At 33.4% G+C, this 14,474-nt stretch carries 14 protein-coding genes and 1 pseudogene; 8 read left to right on the forward strand and 7 right to left on the reverse strand.

Annotation, left to right across the window (positions count from 1 at the left end):
- Nucleotides 1-637, reverse strand: a 637-nt coding sequence (locus HMPREF2658_RS01290) for a pyruvate MFS transporter (protein WP_141758273.1), incomplete at its 3' end; no start/stop codon positions are given.
- 546 nt (nt 638-1,183) lie between these two features.
- On the opposite strand from HMPREF2658_RS01290, the gene HMPREF2658_RS01295 reads away from it, so the two are divergent.
- A complete protein-coding gene (locus HMPREF2658_RS01295; protein ID WP_000435044.1) occupies nt 1,184-1,795 on the forward strand; it encodes an undecaprenyl phosphate transporter UptA in 612 nt (203 codons plus the stop codon).
- An 8-nt stretch (nt 1,796-1,803) separates the two neighbouring features.
- Here HMPREF2658_RS01295 and HMPREF2658_RS01300 read toward each other — a convergent pair.
- A pseudogene (locus HMPREF2658_RS01300) lies at nt 1,804-1,903 on the reverse strand (hypothetical protein).
- 409 nt (nt 1,904-2,312) lie between these two features.
- Here HMPREF2658_RS01300 and HMPREF2658_RS01305 point away from each other — a divergent pair.
- From HMPREF2658_RS01305 to HMPREF2658_RS01320, 4 genes are all read left to right on the forward strand, one after another.
- The gene (locus tag HMPREF2658_RS01305) at nt 2,313-3,008 is read left to right on the forward strand and encodes an ABC transporter ATP-binding protein (protein WP_000382895.1); all 696 of its coding nucleotides are present in this window, start codon (nt 2,313-2,315) and stop codon (nt 3,006-3,008) included.
- 1 nt (nt 3,009) lies between these two features.
- Nucleotides 3,010-3,780, forward strand: a complete 771-nt coding sequence (locus HMPREF2658_RS01310; RefSeq protein ID WP_000536961.1) for an ABC transporter permease — start codon at nt 3,010-3,012, stop codon at nt 3,778-3,780.
- A 503-nt stretch (nt 3,781-4,283) separates the two neighbouring features.
- Nucleotides 4,284-6,248 (forward strand): fructose-1,6-bisphosphatase, encoded by a 1,965-nt coding sequence (locus HMPREF2658_RS01315; protein WP_000192186.1) that lies wholly within the window; start codon nt 4,284-4,286, stop codon nt 6,246-6,248.
- A 343-nt stretch (nt 6,249-6,591) separates the two neighbouring features.
- Nucleotides 6,592-7,671, forward strand: coding sequence for a YkvI family membrane protein (locus HMPREF2658_RS01320; protein ID WP_001807700.1), 1,080 nt, complete (start codon nt 6,592-6,594; stop codon nt 7,669-7,671).
- 104 nt (nt 7,672-7,775) lie between these two features.
- Here HMPREF2658_RS01320 and HMPREF2658_RS01325 read toward each other — a convergent pair whose 3' ends face one another.
- The 3 genes from HMPREF2658_RS01325 to HMPREF2658_RS01335 all read right to left on the reverse strand — a co-directional run bounded on the left by HMPREF2658_RS01325 (nt 7,776) and on the right by HMPREF2658_RS01335 (nt 9,871).
- Entirely contained in the window at nt 7,776-8,369 is a 594-nt protein-coding gene (locus tag HMPREF2658_RS01325) for a methylhydroquinone degradation carboxylesterase MhqD (protein ID WP_000400014.1), read from the reverse strand.
- 21 nt (nt 8,370-8,390) lie between these two features.
- Nucleotides 8,391-9,359, reverse strand: a complete 969-nt coding sequence (locus tag HMPREF2658_RS01330) for a ring-cleaving dioxygenase MhqE (RefSeq protein WP_000183740.1) — start codon at nt 9,357-9,359, stop codon at nt 8,391-8,393.
- Nucleotides 9,360-9,436: 77 nt separating this feature from the next.
- Nucleotides 9,437-9,871: a MarR family transcriptional regulator MhqR gene (locus HMPREF2658_RS01335; RefSeq protein ID WP_000376245.1), complete on the reverse strand. Its 435-nt coding sequence runs from the start codon at nt 9,869-9,871 to the stop codon at nt 9,437-9,439.
- Nucleotides 9,872-10,096: 225 nt separating this feature from the next.
- On the opposite strand from HMPREF2658_RS01335, the gene HMPREF2658_RS01340 reads away from it, so the two are divergent.
- Together HMPREF2658_RS01340 and HMPREF2658_RS01345 are read left to right on the forward strand one after the other, a co-directional pair.
- Nucleotides 10,097-10,381: a GNAT family N-acetyltransferase gene (locus tag HMPREF2658_RS01340; RefSeq protein ID WP_000067114.1), complete on the forward strand. Its 285-nt coding sequence runs from the start codon at nt 10,097-10,099 to the stop codon at nt 10,379-10,381.
- Nucleotides 10,382-10,555: 174 nt separating this feature from the next.
- Nucleotides 10,556-11,362 (forward strand): VOC family protein, encoded by an 807-nt coding sequence (locus HMPREF2658_RS01345; protein ID WP_000863963.1) that lies wholly within the window; start codon nt 10,556-10,558, stop codon nt 11,360-11,362.
- Nucleotides 11,363-11,481: 119 nt separating this feature from the next.
- Here HMPREF2658_RS01345 and HMPREF2658_RS01350 read toward each other — a convergent pair whose 3' ends face one another.
- On the reverse strand, nt 11,482-12,153 hold the full coding sequence (locus HMPREF2658_RS01350) for an NAD(P)H-dependent oxidoreductase (protein WP_000069098.1): 672 nt from the start codon (nt 12,151-12,153) through the stop codon (nt 11,482-11,484).
- Nucleotides 12,154-12,422: 269 nt separating this feature from the next.
- Between HMPREF2658_RS01350 and HMPREF2658_RS01355 the strand changes: the two genes are divergently transcribed.
- Nucleotides 12,423-13,415, forward strand: coding sequence for a D-lactate dehydrogenase (locus HMPREF2658_RS01355; protein WP_000161536.1), 993 nt, complete (start codon nt 12,423-12,425; stop codon nt 13,413-13,415).
- 242 nt (nt 13,416-13,657) lie between these two features.
- Here HMPREF2658_RS01355 and HMPREF2658_RS01360 read toward each other — a convergent pair whose 3' ends face one another.
- The gene (locus HMPREF2658_RS01360; protein ID WP_000237527.1) at nt 13,658-14,461 is read right to left on the reverse strand and encodes a Cof-type HAD-IIB family hydrolase; all 804 of its coding nucleotides are present in this window, start codon (nt 14,459-14,461) and stop codon (nt 13,658-13,660) included.
- Nucleotides 14,462-14,474: the final 13 nt, after the last annotated feature.

The raw sequence follows: 14,474 nt of genomic DNA on the forward strand, positions 1-14,474 counted from the left end.
ATGAAAACTGTCTAAAAAATTGTTGACATACCAGTTTCTCCGCTTCATTAACCATTCTATGTTGCTCAGGTAAGTCTTTGGCAATAATCGCCCATAATACAGCCATTAAAATCCCTACTGCACCAAAAATATAAAATACTGCTTGCCAGTTAAATGCATTAACAATAGCAATTGTAACTATTGGTGCTAATACCGGTCCGAAATATGATCCTGCTAATAATGCACTTGATGCTCTACCTTTTTCATTTTTAGAGAACCAAAATGAATTAAACACAGCATTAGAAGGGTACATTGGCGCCTCACCCACGCCAAATAAGAATCTCACTAAATAAATTAAACCGTGGTTCTTAATCATACCCGTTAAGATTGTAAATGCACTCCACCAAACTAATGCAATTGTAATCATCTTACGTGGACCGAATTTTTCAGCCAACATCCCCGATGGTACTTGCATTAATGCATAACCTAGAGAGAAGAATGATGCCAATAAACCAAATTGTGGTTTTGTCATCCCTAAATCATCCATCATTTGCTTAGCGATATATGAAATGTTTGCTCTATCCATATACGCAATAACCCCAATAAAGAAGAACGCAAGCGCGAACATCCACCTTACGTTAGTTCGTTTTTCCTTCATAACTATTCCTACTTCCCTAATTAATTTTTTAAAACTTACCCTGAAACGTTAAAATTTTCGGACATCTGGCATGTCCACCCCTACTTTGTCACAAAATTGTACCAAAGTTATTTTTTATAATATTATCAGACATGGAAAGCGTTTACAATAGAATCTATAAAAATTTTATTAAATTCCGCTTAACTTTTGCTATTAAAACGATATAAAGGAACTTTTAGTTACATAGTAGCCTATCATTTGTTAATTAAAAATACTGCAATCCTAGTGTTTTAAAACGTATATTGCAGGCTTTCTTACATGTTTGACATTCATTTTAAATTGCATAAAACTACATTGCTCATTCATTGTGCAGCGCCTGTTATTTAGATGATCATTTGTTGACTTTTCGTACTTATAGCAAGCAATTTTTTGATTTATTGCTTATAATACATTTTAAGACAAATGCTTGTTTCAACATCGCATACGACATCATTCATTATTCATTTGAATTTATCCAGTTTCTATTTGTCTGCAATTGCTGAAAATTAAAGGAGCTTATTTTTAATAATGGAACAAATTATCACTGAATTTATTAGTCGTTTTGGGTATGCAGCCATTTTTATATTAATTTTATTAGAAAATGTTTTACCTATCGTACCATCGGAAATTATTCTGACATTTGCTGGTCTTATGTCTGTTAAATCACACTTATCAATTTTAACCTTATTTATTATTGCAACCATCGCATCGTTTATAGGGCTGTTAATTTTATATTATATCTGTCGTTTGATTTCAGAAGAACGTCTATATCGTTTTATTGATCGACACGGTAAGTGGATTAAATTGAAAAGTAAGGATTTAAAGCGAGCAAATGATTGGTTTAAAAAGTATGGCGTATGGGCTGTATTTATCTGTCGTTTCATACCTGTATTACGTGTATTGATTACCATTCCAGCCGGTGTAAACCGCATGAATGTTGTGACATTTACCGTTATTTCATTAATAGGTACAACAATTTGGAATTTCGGTTTAATTTTACTAGGACGCACGTTGAGCGATAGCTTTGGTATGTTGATGACTGGTCTTCATACATATTCACGTATTATGTATGTTGTCATCATTATCGCAGTCATTTACTTTGCTATACGTTACATTGGCAAACGTAAGAGAGTAAAATAATATTGTTGTTAGCATAAAGGCATGAATTTTAAATTTCTATAAACAAAAAGCAGTAAAATCATTCCATCTATTGAAATGATTCACTGCTTTTTTAAGTTTATTTGGCATACTTTAGCTGAAAGTCACTTAAACCCCTTTACGTTAAGAGATATAATGAAGTTTCCCATCAAAGTTCAGTTCCCTCAGTATGTATACATTCCGTATACCCATCTCACAAATCCATCTATAATACAAACTATCATTTTAAATAAGCAGAATTTACCCTGTCTTCCACACAAACTGTTTTCGTCACTTTAATATGCCTTCTATTCAAAAAAGTCACTCATAACAAATTGCGTATTTTAATAAATTTAGCAATGCCATTTGCATGCTGCAAAAATACTCATATTAATATTTATATTTTATATTATTTAAGTTTTTTAAATCCATATTTTTATAACACTTGTTATGTGATAAAATTAATTTTATATATAAAATCTTAAGATTCAGATTATTTAATAACAAAGGAGATAGTGATATGGATGTTTTAACTATTGAACATTTAACAAAGAAGATAGGCAACAAAACGATTCTCGAAGATGTATCATTTAAGCTGAAACGCGGACAAATAGTTGGTCTTGTTGGAGCGAATGGTGCAGGTAAAACAACTTTAATGAAAGTTATATTAGGTTACTCTAGTTTCCAAAGTGGGAATTTTAATGTTATTAACAGCAAGGACAGTAAAAACAATATCGGTGCATTGATTGAAAATCCAGGAATATATCCTTTTATGTCTGGATATGAAAACTTGAAGTTATTGAACGAATCAAAAAACACTCAAGATATCGATAAAATTGTCTCACAACTTCATATGGATGAATACATCCATAAAAAAGCTAAAACGTATTCTCTTGGTATGAAACAAAAATTAGGAATTGCTATAGCATTTTTAAATGACCCTCAATTTATTATCTTAGATGAACCAATGAATGGCTTAGATCCAAAAGCTGTGCGAGATGTACGTGAATTGATTGTCCAAAAAGCGCAAGAAGGTGTCACTTTCTTAATTTCGAGCCATATTTTAAGTGAGTTAGTTAAAATCACAAACTCTATCCTTATTATTAACAAAGGTAAAATTGTTACAGAAACATCGGAAGAAGAACTTAAACAATTTAAAGATAATGATTTAGAAAATGTATTACTAGACATCATAGAAAAGGAGGATCAAGCATAAAATGGGAACTTTAATTAAACAAGAATGTTTCAAATTATTTAAAAAGAAATCAACTTTTATCGCACCTATTGTCTTTATTCTACTAATGGTTGCTCAAGGTTATATCGCTACAAAATACAATGAAATTTTTACGCCACAGGAATCTTTTACATCTGCTTATAATGGTTTTTCATGGTTTGCATTTTTATTAATTATTCAAGCAAGTACAATCATTTCAATGGAATTTCATTACGGTACGATTAAAAATTTACTCTATCGTGAATATTCAAGAACAACTATGATTGTTAGCAAAATCATCACATTATTTATTATTTCTTTAATTTATTTTGTTATTACAATTATTGCTTCAATTGTTATTGGGTCTTTATTCTTTAATGATTTAAATATATTTGAAAGTAGCGGTAATCAATTATCTTTATTGAATCAATTATTATTAGTTAGTTTAGGCACATTTGTTGGCGTTTGGTTAGTTTTAAGCTTAACGTTGCTATTATCATCTGCAACTAATTCAACGGGTGTAGCCATTGCTGTAGGTATTGTTTTTTATTTTGCAAGTTCTATTTTAGCAGTTATTCAAACGGCACTTTTAGAAAAAATAGACTGGCTAAAGTGGAATCCTATTAATATGATGAATATTATGCTTCAAACAGTTGAAAAAGGCTTTAGTAAGTCGACGAAATTAGAACTTCATGAATTGTTTATTGGTAATATTGCTTATATTTCTATTTTCTTAATACTTGTAGTATTTATTTTCAAGAAGAAAAATATTTAGTAACTTAAAGTATTAGATGTCTAAATACACACATATTCCATCGTAATTCAAAATCATTTTCAAATCCCTTCACCCAAATAATGGTGCGGGGATTTTTGATATATCAGCATGCCACTCATTCTATCTTTAATATATTTCAAAATACCCCCACTTGTAATGTACAAAATATGCTCACTTAAACGATAATCGTATCTCTGCCAAGCTATTTCAACTCTGCTTAATATAAAAATTATTCTCTAGGATGGGATGCTTATATCTCTATCATGATATTTCAACGCCGCTTCAACAACTTTATCACTTCATATTTATGCGGGTACACTTCAACTCTACTAATATGAATGATACAACCACAGATTCTCAACACTAAAATTCACAATATGTTTACTCTATTTTTATCAATTCAAGCATACTTATTGAAAAATGTTAACGTTTTCTTGATAATCATTGTAAGCGTATTAATTTTACAAACCAATGATTGAAATATACTACAGGAGTGACACACAATGACTCAAATTACTGAAAGAGAATTAAAAAAGAAATATTTGGATTTATTATCTCAACATTTCGATACTCCAGAAAAGCTTGCGACTGAAATTATTAATTTAGAATCTATTTTAGAATTGCCTAAAGGTACGGAGCATTTCGTCAGCGATTTACATGGTGAATATGAAGCTTTCCAACACGTATTACGCAACGGTTCTGGGAACGTGCGAGCGAAAATCAATGATATTTTCAAAGACAAGTTATCAACGAAAGAACTTAACGATTTGACTGCCCTTGTTTACTATCCAGAAGATAAATTGCAACTTATTAAATGTGATTTTCAAAATTATGGACAATTAAATGTTTGGTATATTACGACGATTGAACATCTCATTCAGCTAATTAAATATTGTTCTTCAAAATATACGCGTTCAAAACTTCGACGTGCCTTGCCGGAGCAATACGTTTTCATCGTAGAAGAGTTATTATATAAGAACAACGAATTTAAAAATAAAAAATCTTACTACGAAACACTTGTAAACCAAGTGATTGAGCTTAAGCAAGCGGATGATTTAATTATAGGGCTTGCATATTCTGTACAACGCTTAGTCGTCGATCATTTACACGTTGTCGGTGATATTTATGATCGTGGCCCGCAACCAGATAAAATCATGGACACGCTGATTAATTATCATTCTCTGGATATTCAATGGGGTAATCATGACGTGCTTTGGGTTGGTGCTTATGCAGGGTCTAAAGTATGTTTAGCTAATTTACTACGTATTTGTGCACGTTATGACAATCTAGATATCGTTGAAGATGCTTACGGTATTAATTTAAGACCTTTGCTAACATTGGCCGAAAAATACTATGATGCAGATAATCCTGCTTTTAAACCTAAAAAAAGACCTGACAAGCATGAACGTTTAACACAACGCGAAGAAAGTCAGATTACTAAAATTCATCAAGCTATTGCGATGATTCAATTCAAACTGGAAATACCGGTTATTAAGCGTCGTTCAAACTTTGAAATGGACGAACGACTTGTACTTGAAAAAGTTAATTATGATACTAATGAAATAACAGTGTACGGAAAAACATATCCATTAAAAGATACATGCTTCCAAACTGTTAACCGTGATAACCCAGCAGAATTACTACCTGAAGAAGAAGAAGTCATGAATAAACTATTATTGTCATTCCAACAATCTGAAAAATTACGTCGTCATATGTCTTTCTTGATGCGTAAAGGCTCACTTTACTTACCTTGTAATGGCAATTTACTCATTCACGGTTGTATTCCAGTTGATGAAAATGGTGAGATGGAATCATTCGAAATTGATGGTCAGACATACAGTGGCCAAGAGTTATTAGATGTGTTTGAATATCATGTCCGTAAATCATTTGATGAAAAAGAAAATACTGATGACTTATCCACTGATTTAGTTTGGTATTTATGGACTGGGAAATATTCTTCACTATTTGGTAAACGTGCGATGACTACGTTTGAACGATACTTTATTGCAGATAAAGCTTCTCATAAAGAAGAAAAGAATCCGTACTATCATCTTCGTGAAGATGTGAATATGGTTCGTAAAATGCTCAGTGATTTCGGATTAAATCCAGATGAAGGACGCATTATTAATGGTCACACACCAGTGAAAGAAATTAATGGAGAAGATCCTATCAAAGCTGATGGAAAGATGCTTGTCATTGATGGCGGCTTTTCAAAAGCTTATCAGTCAACAACTGGCATTGCAGGCTATACATTGTTGTATAATTCATTCGGAATGCAACTCGTTGCACATCAACAATTTAACGCAAAAGAAAAAATTCTTTCCGAAGGTATCGATGAACTTTCTATAAAGCGCGTCGTAGACAAAGAGTTACAACGTAAGAAGATTCGTGATACAAATAAAGGTAAAGAGCTTCAAGCTCAAATAGATATTTTGAAAATGTTAATGCATGATCGTTACTTAGACTAAAGACGACATTTGGTGCATGTATCGTGCACTTATTTAGTGGTGCTGTGTTTACGCATTGGCTACGCAAATGCGATGGTAAATAGGTGACCTAGCTACACCGAAAAAATCCCCTCACTATTGCGAGTAGTGAGGAGATTGGTGTATCTATGCTAGTTCCTTGTTAACTGTATTATAACAACTTCACAGCAAAAAAATGCAAAATTAACTAATAAATTAATAAAATGACCGACGCCCTTGCTTCTACTCCAATTTAACAAAATACTATATTAGTACTATATTTTTCATTCACATGTATGTTACATTTTCTATATTACTTAAAATTACGAAGGGACATTTTTAAATCATGCGTATCTTAAAAGAGTCCATTATTGTGGCATTTGCCTTTGTGGGTGTTGTCGTTGGTGCCGGCTTTGCTACTGGTCAAGAAATTTTCCAGTTTTTCACAAGTCATGGCGCATATAGCATTTCAGGCATTATTGTGACAGGACTATTGATTACTTTAGGTGGAATGATTGTCATGCATACAGGTCATCATCTAAAGTCTAGAAATCATTCTGATTCAATTAACTATTTCTTATACCCCTCTATTGCAAGAGGTTTTGATATTATTTTGACGATGTTTATGTTGTCTCTAGCTATTATTATGACTGCAGGTGGTGCTTCAACCATTCATCAAAGTTTCAACTTACCGTATTGGCTGAGCGCACTCATATTAGTCGCCTTTATTTTAGCAACACTGTTTCTAAAATTCGATCGTTTAATTGCTGTGCTTGGAGGTGTTACCCCATTTTTAATTGCGATTGTCATTATGATTGCGGTCTACTATTTCACAACGAGTCATCTTGATTTTACTGCCGCTAATAATGATGCTCAGATTCATAAGCAGAAATCATTATCACCTGGATGGTGGTTTGATGCGATTAACTATGCAAGCTTGCAAATTGCTGCTGCCTTCAGCCTCTTATCAGTGATGGGTAGTAAAGTTAAGTATCGTGACTCAACGTTATACGGGGGCTTGATTGGCGGTTTAATCATTACATTTTTACTCATGATGATTAACCTAGGTTTAATTTCTCAATTCGATAAAATTAAACACGTCGATTTACCTACATTAAAATTAGCGACACAAATGTCTCCGTCAATCGGTATTATTATGTCTGTCATTATGATACTTGTCATCTACAATACTGTTGTTGGATTAATGTATGCATTTGCGTCACGTTTCAGCGTTCCATTTAGCAGACGTTACTTCATCATTATTATTACAATGGCTGTCATCACTTATATTAGTACATTTATCGGTTTCATTTCATTAATTGGAAAAGTATTCCCTATTATGGGATTGTTCGGTTTCATCTTACTCATACCTGTACTCTATAAAGGTTTAATTAAGCGTATTACCGGCAAATCTCATATCGATTAAAATATCTATACTATTGTAAAATTTAGTACAACACTTCAAAATCAAAAAAGCGGGCAGATGAAAAGTGAAAATCTTTTCCATCTGTCCGCTTCTTAATAGAACTGTTATTTCCCAAGTATTTGTTGACCAGCCGTTAATCCAGTTTCTGTAATTTCATGACCATTCACCCAAACTTCTTCGACTTGTGCCCCACGTGTCTTAAACAAGTTAATGACTTGTTCACTTGCAGCTAATGGCACAATTGGATCATGTTTGCCCATAGAAAGCAACACACTGACATCTGATAAATTCTTTGTTGACGTTACTTCAATTGGATATAACGGTGCATATAACAATGCTTTTTTAAATGGTGCTTCTGAACGCAACATTAAGTTAATCGCTATATTTGATCCATTTGAAAATCCAACAAGCACAGCTTTTTCAATATCAAAATCATAACGTTCAGCAGCTTCTTTAATGAACGCTAACAATTCTTGTCCACGAAATGCCAAATCTTCTTCATCATAAACACCTTCACCAAGACGTTTGAAATACCGGTTCATCCCATTTTCTGAAACTTGTCCTCTAATACTTAACAAGTGATAATTTCCATTCAATGCTTCGCCTAATGGTAATAAATCGAACTCATCACCACCTGTACCATGCAATAATATTAGCGTTGGCGCACCATTTTCTCCTTCTCTAAAAATATGTTCCATCACAAATCCCTCTCATTCCAATTAATCATGTTGACGCTTCGTATTAAAAGGTCTAACTTCCGATTCTATATATTCTCTTTTGTTTTCTAAAAATGGTGGTAAGGATAACCCTTCGCCTAATGTTTCATAAGGTTCATCTTCCATAAATCCTGGTCCATCTGTTGAAATTTCTATTAAAATATGCCCCACACGTGCATATAATGCTTCAAAATAGAAACGATTAACGATGCCTGAGTTGTTAATACCTACCTCTTTATATTTCGTTGCCCACGCTTCTATTGCATCATGATCTTTCACACGAAATGACACATGATGTACCTCTCCATAACCTTGACGTGCTGCTGGCCCTTTATCATCTTTTATTAAGATTACCTGGCCACCATTGCCTCCTTCGCCAACTTCAAGTAATGCGACATTATCTTCATGCGCAATAGTTGTCATACCGTAAACAGTCTCTAAAATATTTTTAAAGTCGTCAAAATAACTTACTTTAATTTCAATGGGTCCTAATCCATAAATCGCTTTATCTTCTGGCACCGGTCCATTCTTCCATGGCACACCAGGTGCTACACCTTCATTTAACTCATCTGAAATTAATTGATACACTTGGCCATCTACTTCTTCAAATGGCAACACTTTTTTACCAAATAGTTCTTGAATACCTTCGTGTTTGACACCAAACTCATCAAAGCGCTGTTCATAATATGTTAATGCGTCATCGTTAGGCACTCTAAAAGACGGTCTTGTAATGGAATTTGTTCCTGCTTGCCCTTTAGTAATATTTGGAAAATCAAAGAACGTCATGTCTGTACCTGCCGAACCTACGTCATCTGCAAAAAATGTATGATACGTATAAATATCATCTTGATTGACTGTCTTTTTAACTAAACGCATGCCTAATACTTCTGTAAAAAATTTATAATTACGTTCTGCATCATCTGTCATTGCTGTGACATGGTGAATACCTAGTAATTCATGATTATTTGTCATTTTATATACCCTCTTTGTCTTTTTAGTGTATTTATCTCGAAACCGAGATATTTTAATGTAAATTTTTAGTGCACGCCTTACACTTCTGTAGATTGTGCACTTAGTTTCTTAAATGCTTGCTGTAAGATTGTTAATTCATCCTTTGTTAACACATCAAACGCTTTTGTCAATGTCTCAGCATGCTTAGGGAAAATATCTGCCATTTGACTTTGCCCTTTTTCAGTTAAATAAGCCATATATACACGTTTATCATCTTTATCCTTTTCACGTGTAATCCAACCTTTGTCCTCTAATTGACTTACAACATATGAAATGCTGCTACTTGCAATTAATACGCGGTTTCTAATACGTTGAATTGGTTGCGGACCTTTATTATAAAGCAACTCGAGCACTGCAAATTCAGTAATATTTAAGCCATATCGCTTTACGTCTTCTTTTGTAATTTGCTCTAATGTGTCTAACGCCCTATTCATTCCGACAAAGACATTGAGCGATTGTTTCGTTCGATCCATATCATCACCAACCTTTTAATTTATTTCGATTTCGAGATAAATTATATAGCTGATTGGATTTAATGTCAAGATAGGTGTTTTCATCTTTATTTCAAATTGCGCTTAATAAAAACGACTACATAAATGTGGCAATGTCGTCACATGACTGTCATGCACCTTTGACTTCGTTTAAGTTAAAATAGAATAGGGAAACATTATAATCAATCATGATAGGAGTTGATATGTATGAGTAACCTTGAAATCAAACAAGGCGAGAACAAATTCTATATTGGTGATGATGAAAATCATGCTTTAGCTGAAATCACATACCGTTTTGTGGATAATAATGAAATTAACATTAATCATACAGGCGTATCTGATGAACTCGGTGGTCAAGGTGTTGGCAAAAAACTAGTTAAAGCAGTTGTTGAACACGCTCGAGAAAATAATTTGAAAATTATTGCCTCATGTTCATTTGCCAAACATATGTTAGAAAAAGAAGATTCATATCAAGATGTGTATCTTGGTTAAATAAACCTCGCGATGGTGCGCCAGTGCCATCGCTTTTTTATTTGTTCGTATCAATATAAAATTGCGAAACATCATGTTATTTTGCATTTCAAACTTTTTGCTGTCAATTCATTTTCTTTTCTGGTATACTTTTTATACTAACTTATAGAAAAATAGAAAACGAGGCGATGCATAATGGCATTTCACGATAAAACAGCAACACAAGTGACAAACATTGAACTGAACGTAAGAGACTTAGACTTAATGACAACATTTTACAAAAACATTTTAGGACTATCAGTTAAAAGTTCTGACGATAACACAACCGTATTATCAGTTGGTAATGGTGGCCACACACTAACGTTACATTTATTAGAAGACGGCCGTCAGACTTCCCCACGTGAAGCAGGGCTTTTTCATATAGCATTTTTATTACCAACTACTGAGGATCTAGCTAACTTCTTATATTTCGTGGCACAAAAAAATATGGGCATCGGCGCTGGTGATCATTTAGTAAGTGAAGCTTTATATTTCAACGACCCCGAAGGTAATGGTATTGAAGTCTATCGCGATAGACCTTCATCTTCATGGGAATGGCAAAATGGAAAAGTTAAAATGGATACTTTAGAAGTTGATAGCCAAACCTTATTAACACATCGTACTGATGAAGGTTGGCAAGGAATGCCAGCAAAAGGCATGATTGGACACTTACATTTAAAAACACATGATTTGGACGCAGCATATCAATGTTACATTGAACAATTAGGATTCCAACATGTGTCTGATTTTCCACGTGCGCTATTTATGTCAACGAATCATTATCACCATCATATTGCTGCTAATACTTGGCAATCCAATCAAGCAAGACAAAACAATGCACAAAGTTATGGATTAACACATGTTGATATTTATCAACCCGACGCCTCAACACATACATTTACGGCACCAGAAGGGTTTGACATCACAGTTCATTCAAATACTGACCTTGTTCCAGAAAAATAATCATCCATACTTTATTAATACAATTTTTTCACGCAAAAGCCTGCGATTCATTTATGTAATCGCAGGCTTTTTTATTGCTAACTTTTTAATTTTATATATTTAGACATACTGTATTCTATTTATTCTTTTGGCCCAACCCATTCAATAACATCTTCATATGCTTGGCGTGTTTTATTTTTCGGTGGATCTTGTTGTCTGTAGCCAAATGCGACCATCACTGATAAACCAAATTGCTCAGTATCTAAGATACCTTTATTTGCTAAAATGTCTGTCACTGTATCCAGACTAAAACCTTCCATCGGACATGAATCAATACCTAACAATGCGGCTGTCGTCATCATATTGCCTAATGCGATATACGTTTGTTTACTTGACCAGTCATACAAGGCTTGATCATTATCAGAAATATGGAAATCTGCTTGGAATGCATCGAATTTTTGTTCAACAGCTGGAATCGTTTGTGCCTCATATTTTTTAATATCTCTTAACATATGTTGTACATACGGTGATCTTGACGTTACATTTTTACGCGCAAAAATTAGCACAAAATGGCTCGCTGTATCTAATTGTTTCGCTGCTCCCCAACTGTGCGCTTTTAATTCATCACGTAACGCTTGATCTTGAATCACGACAAACTTCCAAGGTTCTAACCCAAGAGAACTTGGAGACAATCTACCTGACTCTAATATTGTTTCAAAATCTTCTTTCGAAACTTTCTTTTGTGGATCAAATTGTTTTGTCGCATGTCTAAAATGAAATGCATCCATAATTGTTTGATTCATATTGCTCATTGAACATAGCCTCCAATTTTTATATTTATTGCTATACAAATTATACTTCATGTTTTAAAAAGACTAAAGTAATCCGTTTAGAATCTATTATAACTTGTGCACACGTTATAGGTTTTCTACAATTAAACACGTTTTTGAATTTTGGAAAATTTAGTGTTATAATATATTTGTGATATTTTTCACAATTAAATTGTGGCGTGATTTTAATGTGCATAATCTTTAATTTCACTCATTTACTTTTCAATCTTTTAAAAGCGAGGTTTTTAATAATGACAAAAATTATGTTCTTTGGTACGCGTGATTATGAGAAAGAGATGGCATTAAATTGGGGAAAAAAGAATAATGTCGAAGTAACTACTTCTAAAGAGCTATTATCAAGTGCTACTGTCGATCAATTAAAAGATTACGATGGCGTAACTACAATGCAATTTGGTAAGTTAGAAAATGACGTTTATCCTAAATTAGAATCTTACGGTATTAAACAAATTGCACAACGTACTGCTGGATTTGATATGTATGATTTAGATTTAGCTAAAAAACACAATATTGTGATATCTAACGTTCCAAGTTATTCACCTGAAACAATTGCAGAGTATTCTGTTTCTATCGCCCTACAATTAGTGCGTCGCTTCCCAGATATTGAACGCCGTGTACAAGCACATGATTTTACTTGGCAAGCAGAAATCATGTCTAAACCAGTTAAAAATATGACTGTTGCAATTATCGGTACGGGTCGTATCGGTGCTGCTACAGCTAAAATATATGCAGGATTTGGTGCTACAATTACAGCTTATGATGCTTATCCTAATAAAGATTTAGACTTTTTAACATACAAAGACAGTGTTAAAGAAGCTATTAAAGATGCTGATATTATTTCTTTACATGTTCCAGCGAACAAAGAAAGCTATCATTTATTCGATAAAGCTATGTTTGATCATGTGAAAAAAGGTGCGATCTTAGTTAACGCAGCACGTGGTGCAGTCATCAATACACCTGATTTAATCGCTGCAGTGAACGATGGTACTTTGTTAGGTGCTGCGATTGATACTTATGAAAATGAAGCAGCATACTTCACAAATGACTGGACTAATAAAGACATTGACGATAAAACATTATTAGAGTTAATCGAACATGAAAGAATTTTAGTAACACCACATATTGCTTTCTTCTCTGATGAAGCAGTACAAAACCTTGTTGAAGGTGGTTTAAACGCAGCATTATCTGTCATTAACACTGGTACATGTGAAACACGTTTAAATTAATATATATTTAAAAGCAAAGGCGCGCCATGTGCCTTTGCTTTTTATTTTGTATATCTGTATCAAAATCGATTTGATTAAAATCCGCTTTATTTTATCATCTATTCAAATGATTGTAGTGCGCTTATTTTACTATGGCATTATTGCCTAACCTGTTTGAGATATATTAATATTTGATGATTCGTATTCAAAGTTTTCATTTAACATGTATTTAGTATCATGATAGCTGCTTCATTGATGATCTACTACCTACTTTTCAACACTTCTTGTTCGATAATCGTTAAAACACCCTGCTTATCATTACTTGGAGCGACAGCCGAGGCAATATTGAACAATTCTTCATCATGACTATTTTCCATCACATAACTATGCTTAGCGAACGCAAGCATATCTTTATCATTATTCGCATCTCCGAAGGCCATGAGCTCTGAAGAAGACATTTCCCATTTATCTAACAATCGTTTTAATGCCTGCCCTTTAGTCATGTTTGGCATAATAATATCAATACTATCGTGCCCACTTGAGACAAGTTTAATATCATTGCTGAATTGCGTCGCTACTTCTTCGTCAACATTCGGATGCGTCTCACGATTAATATTGAATGCAATTTTGACATAATCATCCTCAGGTAATTGTTGTAGACTGTCAATTTCTTTTAACTGATGATAATAAAATCTCGTATCTTCTTTAAATGCTTCAGAAGTATGTTTCAAAATATACGCGTTTTTCAAACCACAGATGACGAGTTGATCAATACTTTGGTTCATATTTAAGTAATCGACAACTTGTTGAAACACCTGACGATTAAAGCTTTTATAATTATATAACTCATTGCCTTTATAAATAACTGCACCATTTTCAGATATAAAATACATATCTCTATCCCCGAAAATAGACTTCAACTTCGCATATTGATTGCCACTCGCAGCTATAAATGTAATATCTCTATTTCTAAGTTCAGTAAAAATCGCTTCAAATCTTGGTTTATCGTATGTCTTTTTCGAATCTAAAAACGTCCCGTCCATATCTACCGCAATAGCCTTAACCATGATTATCCTCCTC

It is taken from the genome of Staphylococcus sp. HMSC062H10, from assembly GCF_001836945.1.
GTDB classification, from domain to species: domain Bacteria; phylum Bacillota; class Bacilli; order Staphylococcales; family Staphylococcaceae; genus Staphylococcus; species Staphylococcus aureus.